This is a genomic window from Anabaena sp. AL93 (assembly GCF_001672085.1).
Classification (GTDB): Bacteria; Cyanobacteriota; Cyanobacteriia; order Cyanobacteriales; family Nostocaceae; genus Dolichospermum; species Dolichospermum heterosporum.
In genome coordinates this window covers 1-10,027 of the sequence record NZ_LJOU01000144.1, presented here as the reverse complement: position 1 = coordinate 10,027, position 10,027 = coordinate 1, and the positions used below count along the sequence as shown (strand labels likewise).

General features: G+C 37.4%; 10 protein-coding genes and 1 tRNA gene. 4 read left to right on the top strand and 7 right to left on the bottom strand.

Translation table 11 applies throughout. The features are described from left to right. Window positions 1-134: 134 nt before the first annotated feature. From AN486_RS24835 to AN486_RS24825, 3 genes are all read left to right on the top strand, one after another. Window positions 135-221 (top strand) — tRNA-Ser (locus AN486_RS24835). 405 nt (window positions 222-626) lie between these two features. Next, entirely contained in the window at window positions 627-1,337 is a 711-nt protein-coding gene (locus AN486_RS24830) for an NYN domain-containing protein (protein ID WP_039203992.1), read from the top strand. Window positions 1,338-2,145: 808 nt separating this feature from the next. Beyond that, window positions 2,146-2,469, top strand: a complete 324-nt coding sequence (locus AN486_RS24825; protein ID WP_039203988.1) for a hypothetical protein — start codon at window positions 2,146-2,148, stop codon at window positions 2,467-2,469. 386 nt (window positions 2,470-2,855) lie between these two features. On the opposite strand, the gene AN486_RS24820 is transcribed toward AN486_RS24825, so the two are convergent. The 4 genes from AN486_RS24820 to AN486_RS24805 form a co-directional block, all read right to left on the bottom strand. Continuing rightward, on the bottom strand, window positions 2,856-4,073 hold the full coding sequence (locus AN486_RS24820) for an ABC transporter permease (RefSeq protein WP_053537703.1): 1,218 nt from the start codon (window positions 4,071-4,073) through the stop codon (window positions 2,856-2,858). A 21-nt stretch (window positions 4,074-4,094) separates the two neighbouring features. Then, window positions 4,095-5,564: an efflux RND transporter periplasmic adaptor subunit gene (locus AN486_RS24815; RefSeq protein WP_053537702.1), complete on the bottom strand. Its 1,470-nt coding sequence runs from the start codon at window positions 5,562-5,564 to the stop codon at window positions 4,095-4,097. A gap of 284 nt (window positions 5,565-5,848) precedes the next feature. Beyond that, entirely contained in the window at window positions 5,849-6,919 is a 1,071-nt protein-coding gene (locus AN486_RS24810; RefSeq protein WP_081424110.1) for a tetratricopeptide repeat protein, read from the bottom strand. A gap of 276 nt (window positions 6,920-7,195) precedes the next feature. Continuing rightward, window positions 7,196-7,819 carry an RNA polymerase subunit sigma-70 gene (locus tag AN486_RS24805; protein ID WP_053537701.1) on the bottom strand — a complete coding sequence of 208 codons (624 nt, stop codon included), beginning with the start codon at window positions 7,817-7,819 and terminating at the stop codon, window positions 7,196-7,198. 383 nt (window positions 7,820-8,202) lie between these two features. Between AN486_RS24805 and AN486_RS24800 the strand changes: the two genes are divergently transcribed. Further along, window positions 8,203-8,799: a glyoxalase-like domain protein gene (locus tag AN486_RS24800; RefSeq protein ID WP_053537700.1), complete on the top strand. Its 597-nt coding sequence runs from the start codon at window positions 8,203-8,205 to the stop codon at window positions 8,797-8,799. Window positions 8,800-9,065: 266 nt separating this feature from the next. On the opposite strand, the gene AN486_RS24795 is transcribed toward AN486_RS24800, so the two are convergent. From AN486_RS24795 to AN486_RS24785, 3 genes are all read right to left on the bottom strand, one after another. Then, on the bottom strand, window positions 9,066-9,221 hold the full coding sequence (locus AN486_RS24795; RefSeq protein WP_168635406.1) for a hypothetical protein: 156 nt from the start codon (window positions 9,219-9,221) through the stop codon (window positions 9,066-9,068). Then, window positions 9,218-9,466: a UPF0175 family protein gene (locus AN486_RS24790; protein WP_053537699.1), complete on the bottom strand. Its 249-nt coding sequence runs from the start codon at window positions 9,464-9,466 to the stop codon at window positions 9,218-9,220. The genes AN486_RS24795 and AN486_RS24790 overlap by 4 nt, the downstream gene beginning before the upstream one ends. A gap of 361 nt (window positions 9,467-9,827) precedes the next feature. Beyond that, window positions 9,828-10,027, bottom strand: a 200-nt coding sequence (locus AN486_RS24785) for an HNH endonuclease (protein WP_367142434.1), incomplete at its 5' end; no start/stop codon positions are given.

Genomic DNA, 10,027 nt, shown 5'->3' with positions numbered 1-10,027 from the left:
TGTAGGGAGGGAAGAACAGAAGTTTTCATTACCCGTCAAAATAAATTTGACGAACTACTAGCCATAAAAAATCTCTTTTCTAAAAAGGTTGCCTTTTTTTTAATTCTGTTGTAGGATTGCAAAGCGAGACAACTGGAGAGATGGCCGAGTGGTTGAAGGCGCAGACCTGGAAAGTCTGTTATGCAGAAATGTATACGAGGGTTCGAATCCCTCTCTCTCCATTTACCAATAATAATTAAGTTTGATTTAACAATCCTTGCTTTTAGGCGCACAGAGTAGATTTTACCAACGAAACTCAAGGACAATTTCTGGATATACAGCGATTTCCAATCATATAAGGTACATCTTAGCCCCCTCATCGCTTGCGGGGAGGGGGTTGGGGGTGGGGTTCTTGTTCCGGGTTTGATGACAATTTGCTGTAAATAGTGAATTTCGCCTAAAGGTGTGCATATTGTGTAAAGTATATGCAGGTAGACGGACAAATATCATATTCACCTAGAAGAAATTGGCTAAAATCTAGCTTATAGGTATTAATTCAACCAAGGCAGTATCAAGAAATTAGTTAAAATTTAGCTATTATCAATTTACTTACAACAACATCCCCACTTTAATATTTAGAGGTATCAATGCAGTTTGAAAATTTTAGCAAGAAAACAAACGAATATAAAGAACTTAAAGAAAAACCTCATTGGCAAGGTCCCGCAACCAAAGGCAATATTAAGCCTAAAGAACCTAATCCAGCTAATAATACTGGCTTTAATGAGGATGACAATCGTGGTCGGGTAGCAATTTTTATTGATGGATTAAATCTATTTCATGCCGCATTACAACTGGGAATTGAAATTGATTATGTCAAATTGCTTTGTCGTTTAACGAAAACTTCTCGATTACTACGTGCCTTCTTTTACACAGGAATAGACAGTGGCAATGAAAAACAACAGGGATTTCTCTTATGGATGCGTCGTAACGGCTATCGTGTAGTTACTAAAGATATGAGTGTAGTTGTAGATAATTACAAAAAACCAAATCTGAATGTCGAAATTGCCGTTGATATGATTACTTTAGCACCCTATTATGATACCGCTGTCTTAGTCAGTGGAGATGGAGATTTAGCCTATGCTGTTCATGCAGTTAGTAATGTAGGCGCTAGAGTAGAAGTAATTGGTTTGCAAACAACTACTAGCGACAGTGAAGCGCGGTCTAGAAATCATCTGATTGATGTGGCTGATGAATTTATAGATTTTGACAGTATTAAACAACACATTCAAAAAGATGCTGCTATCGGTTATAGTTATCGGACTTCTGCAAATTACCATCTGCAAATTCCCAATATATAAATCAATGGTTTTGGGAATATTCAATGTTGACACCATCAAAAATTGGCGTTGCTGATTAAGAGTATGATTTTATTATGCCTACGGCACGCTGCGCGAACACGCAGAGGCGCAGAGTCTCAGAGAGTAAGAGTTTCATTTTTTTGATTTTCCAATTTCATACCTCAATTCAGCAACGCCCAAAATTAATAGCTATTCCCTCAACAATTTTAGCCGTGAATTTGCTCAGAAATGATCTAATTTGAGCGATCGCCAAAATTTCCTATTGACAAATTGACAAAAAAGTGATAGTAAACCTATCAATGTTATTAATTTTAGTGATATTTAGGGTTTGCTGATAGCGTAGCGTGGCGTTAGCCATAGTATGCCCGCGCCACAAGAAATTTTTGGGTATTTTTTTAATTGGAAGTCCCTTAGCCATATTCCTGAATGGGCGCAAGCCCTGCGCCCCTACCTCCTGATAGCCTAGCGTGTCGATAGCTTGCGTAGCGACGCAGGAGTATTAAATGCTGCATTCTATTTGGCACTTTTTTCATATCTATGCTATATCAGTGTGGAACTAGCTAATTAATATCAATAAGTATACAGCATATGACAGATTAATGAGGTACAGGATCTAAATTCAAAGCCAGACAGCAAGCCAGTTTTACTCCTGACTCGGTAACTCCTGAATTATGCTGTAGCTACCATACTTCAAAATTCAGATTTGAATCAAGTATGATTGCTTGTTAATTTATTTTTAGCATTCACTTAAAATGTATCTGAAATAGCTATTTTTTTAAGAAATTAAATCATTGAAGGAGTAGGTGTAGTGAATCAAATCCAGTCAACTTTAGTTATTAGCTATGTCTTAATGACTGGCTATTTTCTTACCAATTGGTTAACATTTTCTCTCCGTAACCCTACATCTTCTCCAGCGGATAAATTTCTATCTTTTGTCATGGTCATTATTACTACTATTTTATGGCCTGTAGTTATCGTTATCTATTGCTTAGAAATATTAAAAAAAGGCAAGTTAGAATTTACTACGGTAGTTCCTGTACTTTTGGCAATATTTGCATTTAGTATTTCCTACTATTTGAGTTCTTTACATGAACATTGGTTGTGTTATTACGATCTATTTTGCCATATTTAAATTCGGCGTTGCTGAATTGGCGTATGATTTTTGGAGGTAGAGACGTTCCATGGAACGTCTCTACAAGAGTCTTGAACGTATGCAAAATTATTTTCATCCCTAAAATCAGCAACGCCTTAAATTCCTATCAGCAGCAGGTTTAAATTTTGCAATTTTTTTGGCGACCCCTAACTATGCAATTTAACCTAAATTTGTACTTTAAGTAGGTGAACACAATAAAACCAAACTGTGTAAAGAAACATAAAATCGCTGAAAACTTCTTTACTCTTGCCTCTTGCCTTGCTATAACGACAATTTTCAACGCCAACCTACTTACTTGTATTAACTCAATCTTTACAGGAATATCCGGTAAGCGTAAAGCTCAGTGGCTTTAGCCGCTGAGAGTGTCAAGCCGTTCTCAGCGCTACCATTGGATCAAGTTGAGCCGCACGACGGGCAGGAACGACACCAAAAAATAAACCAATCCCACCAGAAACACTAGCGGCTAATATAACTGCACTTGGTGAAATTGTAGCCTGTAAAGGGGTAAATATTCCCACTAAAATGATGCTACCACCGCCTAAAGCAATGCCGATTACACCACCAGCTACTGATAATATCACGGCTTCAATCATGAATTGCAAAAGAATGTCCTGTTGAGTTGCACCAATAGCTTTACGCAGTCCAATTTCTTGGGTACGTTCGGTGACAGAAACTAACATAATATTCATAATACCAATACCGCCAACAAATAAGGAAATACTGGCGATCGCAGCCAACATGATTGTTAATGCTCCGGTAATTGTATTCGTGATTTCTAAAAGGTTCTTTTGGGTTTGAATAGTAAAATCATCTTCACGGACAATTTTGTGCCGGCGACGGAGTAAGTTTGTCATTTGAAATTCTGCGGCGGAGATGCTATTTTCATCTTGAGCAGATACAGAAATTAAAGAAACATTAATACCAAAGGGGGATGTTCTTCCCACCAGCCGACTAAACATAGTATTAATAGGAATAAAAACTGCATCATCACTGTTATTACCAAAGGAAGAACCTTTAGCTACTGTTAAGCCAATCACCTCAAAAGTAGTATTTTGAATGCGGATTTTTTGACCAACAGGATTTTGATTATCAAATAGTTTGGTGGCTAAATCTGGAGCTAATACTGCTACTCTTTTATTCCGTTTAATATCAAAGTCATTAAAAAATCTGCCTTCTTCGATTTCAAAACTACGAACTGTTGTATAATTAGGAGTAGTGCCGATCACTGTACTAGTTGTACTTTTATTTCGGTAATTGATTGTGCTTCTGTTATTAATTTCTGGGGCAACTTCTTTAACTGCACGCACTTGTTTAGCGATCGCCTTAGCATCTTGTAAAACTAAAGTTCTGGGCATTGTTGTCACTCTTCCCCGGCTTCCTGGACTCCCAGGGATAATAAATAAGGTATTTGGTCCCAATGATGAAAATTGCTTAGTTGCCAATGTTTGTGCGCCTTCTCCAATGCCAATCATGGCAATTACCGAAGCATTACCAATAATAATTCCTAACATGGTTAAACTACTTCGCAACTTATTAGCTAATAAGGTAGTAGTCGCCATTTTCACACTTTCTAAAATGTCCATATTTTGTATTTAATTATGATTTTATTTTTCCGGTTCTTTATTTCCTTTGCCCTTGGTTTTAGGTAGATCAATAAATATGCGATCGCCTGCTTTTAAGCCTTCTAAAACCTGGATTTGGTTATCAATATTTGCGCCAATTGTGACTAACTTAAATTGGGGTTTATTTTTTTCACCCAATAACCACACACCAGTTTTTCCCTTTTGAGTAACAATTAACTCTTGAGGTATTAACAGCGCATTTTGGATATTATTACCAATAAATGTCACTTCACTAACATTCATTCCCGAACGCAGTTTATTTGCTGTCTTATCAATAGCCACCCGCACCTGAAAAGATGTGACATTTTGCTCAACTACCGCTTCGGGAGCAATCAACCGGACTCGTCCCTGAAAAACTTCGTCAGGATAAGCATCAATGGCAATTTCCACTTTTTGTCCCTGTTTAATTTGGGGAATATCCACTTCAGGAACTTTAGCCAGCACTTCTAAACCTTTAGCTAAAGCAACTATAGAAGTAGATGTTGCCGAAGCATCACTAGAAGCAGAAATAGCCGGACTCACATAAGCCCCCACTGTCGCGTATCTTTGAGTTACAATTCCCGAAAAAGGAGCGCGGATAATTGTATCTTCTAATTGAACTTGTTGTTGTTTTAACTGAGCTTCCGCACTAGCTACTGCTGCTTTCAATTTGGCAATTTCTTGGGGACGATTACCATTTTCTAATTTTCGTAATCCTTCCTTTTCTTGATTAACAATTGCTGCTTGCTTTTGAATATCTTGGTTGCGGTTGCCCACTTTTAGTAAAGATAATCGGCGTTGTGCTTCTTCTAAATTAGCCTTAGCTTTACTATTTTCACTCACATATTGTTCTAAACTATCTTGGGAAATAGCCCCATCTTTAGCTAAATCTTGATAACGTTTGACTCTAGATTGGGTCAGTGCCACAGAAGCTTTTGCTGAGTCTACTTGAGCCTGTGCCTGTTGAATTTCCTGTAAACGATTACCATCTCGAATAATCGCTAATTGAGCCTGTGCTTGGTCTACACGGGCTTTTCCTTGGGCAATTTCTTCGGGACGACTGCCGGCTTCGCTATCTGCTAATTGTGCTTTTGCTTGGTCTAAATTAGCTTTATATTGGAGAATTCGCATTTTAATTTCCGAATTATCCATGCGAGCAATTATTTGTCCTTGTTTGATAGTATCTCCCTGTTCAACATTTAAACCTGCCAATAATCCTGGACTTTTAGGACTAATATTCACACTTTCAACTGGTTGAACTTTGCCACTAGCAGTAATGCGGACAGTTACGCTTTTTGCTTCTACAGGAACAGTTAATTTACTAATATCTAGGGGTTTATTTCTTTGCTGGATGGTTTTGATCGTGGCTGTTGTTCCCACAATTAAAACACCACTAGCTATCAAACCCATTAACCACCGCAATGGATATTTAACTTTTTTGCCAATTAAGGGAATTTCAATGTAAAAAGTCATGATTGAAAAAGGTTAGGAATAGAAGTTGGCAAGAATCTTTTATAGTTGAAAATCTATGATAATCATTTGATTTATTTAATTCATCATCTGATTGAGTGAATTTTCAGTTTGTATAGTTTTCTATCTCCGTCCTGGCTATATTAACACATTTTTCTAGGACTTACATATTAACAAAATCAAGCAAATATGTGGTCTTATCTTCTTTGATTCGTGATCAATTCCTATTTATTTATATCCCCGACTTCTTTGAGAAGTCGGGGATCTGGTATTTTGGTATTTTGTTATTAACGGTTTTTTAATTCATTAAGTTTATAGACTAATAAACTTTCTTGTTTACTATCTTCTAATTTCTGGGCTATGGAAATAGCTTGTGTATATAAATCCTTAGCTTTGGTAAAGTTGCCCATTTTCTCATAAATTTCTCCAGAGACAAATAAATATTTTAGATCTTCTGCGGGATTGTTAATAGAATCAGTTAGTTTAACCCGATTGTCTAACAGTTTCAAAGCTAAATCGTAACGACCTAATGCAGTATTAGCTGTGACTAAACCATCAATTGCTCGTAATTGATTGGGACGTTCAAAACTTTTTTCAGCTAACTGCATTGCCAAACTATAACTACCAATAGTCTTTTGATAATCGCCCATAGCTAAATAAGCATCACCAAGATTATTTAGGGTATTAGCTTCACCAATAATATCACCAATCTGGCGGCGGAAAGTTAAGGCATATTCGCCAATTTTCACGGCTTTATGATAATCACCTATGCGGAAAGCAACCAAGCTTAAATTACTTAAAGATAGCCCTTGTCCTTCTGGGTTAATAATATTACGAGCCACTACTAAAGCATCTTCAAGAGTTTCTTGGGCGGCGATATTTTCGCCTTTTTGGAGAAATAATGTAGCTAGATTATTTAGGGCAAAAATTTGATTTTGAAAATCTTGATTATCGCGGGCGATCGCTAACTGTCGGCGAATGGCATCTTCAGCATTATTGATATCATTTAATTGTAGATAGGTATTAGCTAATAAATCATAAGTTAAACCCTGGGCTTTTAAATCACCTAATGAGTGATAAATTTCCAAAGCTGCTAAGGATAATTTTAGGGTTTTTTGGGGAAATCCTTGGGATAATTGCTGTCTACCTTGTCTGAGTAATTTATCAGCTACATTTCGTGATGATTTATTTGCGGGATTATTTAAAGGACGATGAATTTGTTGGGTAATATCAATCGCTTTTACACCTGTGGTAGTCAATAAACAGGTGAGTAGTACCATATAAAAAGTCAAAAATGGTAATTTTAAGAAATTGCTGATATTAATTAGATTTCCTGATACTAAATGCCGCTGTTTCATAATATATAACCGGGAAATTCCGGCTGTAAATAGATGGTATAAGGAACTTCCAAGAAAAAAATTATTCCAATAAATGAACAAAAGAACCACAGAGGCACAGAGAACACAGAGAGAGAAGAAATAGAGAGAGTTTTTGCGTTAGTTTTGGGACATATTTTTATTTGGAAGTCTCTAAGACAAGTTTTGTCTGAGCAAGCCAAGAACTAACGAGAGGGATTTTTTCTATGGTTCTGTACCGTAAATGGGCGACTGTGATTATTATAGCTAAAGTTAGGATTAAATCCCAGCTTCACCTAAGTAAATAGCCCGAATATCAGCAGGTAATTTATCTTCTAGCATCTCATATCCTTCTTGGAGAGAAATTGCGACTTCCGAAGGGGAAATTTGTTCTCCTTCAGCTTGCAAATAGGCAGCAATTCTGGTTTCACTCCAGTGGAAGGTTTGCGCCATTAAAACGATTAATCGTGATATTGGTGGTAGTTGATCTAATGCCTGTTCTACATAGCACCATAGTGGTGGGGATGTATCCTTGAGGGAATAATGAATGGCTTCTGTGGGTGGAAGCTTAATCTCGTTAATATGGAATGCAGTAATGTTAATTAACCAATTTTGTAAGGTTAAGGATTCCGTTTCTGTGGATGCTTGGTTTAAGTCCAGTCCCCCTAATTCATAATAGATATTTCGCCAGATAAGAGCAAATAAATAATCAGCTTGCACAGGCGATCGCGCCGAATGCCGAATTAAGGTGTAAACTATGGGACTATAACGGCAAAAAATCACCGTAAAATACTTGCCATAATCTGGATATCGCTGAAATAGACTCAGTAGTTCTTGATCACTGTGATGAAATAGCGACTTCACCAATGGGTGATTAGCTTCGGGAAAGTGGGGAATTTGCACAATCTCTGAACTAGATAACTGTTAAAATATACTAGGGAATGGTGATGCGATCACTAATAATATCAGAAAGCAATACTTGTCGGTTCAGGAAATGTAGGTTGGGTTAAGCGAAACCCAAGAAAATCCTTGATAATGTTGGGTTATGGCTGATGCCTCCGGCGATAGCGAAGCGCTGCTGCAAGCAGTTCGCCGGGATACCCCAGGCTTCGTGAACGTTCCTCAACCTACCATATAATGACTTTTCAGGCTTGACCGAGCAGTATCGTATTGGAAAGTCAGTTAGTTTGTAAAGTCAGACTGCGAGACTCTTGATAAACTAGAAACAATGTTAGTCTTAACTGACAATACTCAAAGCGTCTCCTTTATTGTGATTCTGTTTGTTCATGGTTATAGAAGCTAGTTCCATAATGTTCCTGCTGAGTCCACTCACTTTCGGCTCTTTCTTGCCCTCCCTGCCCTTGGATAGCCTGTTCTCCACCCAGGGGATTATGATTATGCTACTGGCAGCTTACGCTGGCGCTATGTGGATGTTTCTCAGCAGCGCCCCTAAAGTTTATACTGTCATGGTATCGGATTTAGAAGTTGCCCGACAGTTATATGCAGGATTGCTAGATTTACCTGTAGCGGAAGTCCCTTTGCACTACTATTACAACTACGAGCAAACCATTGGTGCAACAGGTATTGACCCGCTGTATATGTCCGCTGGTCCCAGTTGGTCTAATAGCACCATGAATAATGGTAATGACGGACTGTGGTATCAACTCAAGAAAAATACTCAATTACATATTATCACTGGTGCAAGTTTAGGCAAAAAAGATCAGCATCGTCATGTTTGCTTTGATCATGATTGTCTAGAATTAATTTTAATGCGGGTAGAAGTCAGAGGTTTAAAGTTCAAAATTCGCAACCAAAAGCCTTTGAATTTTTTAGTTAAGGATTATGAAGGGCGTGTCATTGAAATGGCTGAAGTTGCTAATTAGTCATGATGGGTGTGTTGGGTTTTCCTAATGCACCCTGAATAATATGAATTAGGGTTAATTTAACTTATCACAGAAGGAAATTACAGAGAGAAAAAACTCAAGTGAGAATAAAAACAAATAAACATATTGAGTAAAAAAAGGCAGATGAGAAACATTAAATCACCAAAAATGGGATTATTTTCCTTCCTTTTCCTGTCCTAAAAGTAAAATCTTGTCATATAAAAGCGGAGAAATCCAAAAAGTAGAATTTTCAATCAACTTATCCATCAAACTTGTATTTCGCTTAAAAATAGAGGATGACACCTGGATAATTCTTCATAAACTGCTTGAGGAATAATCACCCTTTCATAAAGTGCCTGCAACAGAAAAATATGTTCAATACTAATTAAATTAGTAATCACAGAAGTATCACTAATGATCACAATCTTCCCAACTCCTGTAAATTCTGTAAATCAATCTCAAAATCCTCCAAATCATAATGATACAAAGGTATTTTACGTGTTTTCAGTAAATCTCGAAAAGTATTTAACTCCATTTGTGCCATTTTAGCTGCATAATCACAAGTTAATCGCCCCGACTCAAATAAATGTAATGCAATCTCTTGTAAAAATTCCGTAGGGGTTAACTGGGAAGCGTCTAAAAATTCATCTGCAATCACTAATGACATTACCAGAATCTCTTAATTCTATATTTACATTTTAGCGAACAATGTCCACTTTAAAACAAATTAATGCTTCTGTTCCCCAAGAAACAATTACGGGAGTAGTGGCAAGACTCACTTTTTACTCAGATGAATATGGCTACACAGTGGCACGCCATTTTGCATAAATGTTGAAAGTATGCGGCAATTATCACAGCGTTATATCAAGTAGGTTGGCATTAAAAATTGTCGTTATGACGAAGGAACAGGGTGGAGGTTCTAACCCACATTGGGACGGTCTAGGTAGAGTCGAGGACGGGTATTATCCCGCGCCCCTCTCTGTTAAATCTGGGCGTGCGACTTTCACCGCACCCAGCTTCCGATGTTCTTAGCTTTCGCTTTTGCTCATGTGAATATAATCGTGGCAGCTTTCGTGAATGGCTAAAAGGTTCTTTATTTTCCAGTTTTCGTGGTTTCCATCAACATGATGCAGATGTACCTTTTCATCACTAAGCATTTTTAATCCACAATGTCCACATTTATGGTTTTGCCGTTTGAGGGCTTTAGAGGTATGACTGTCATAGAGCT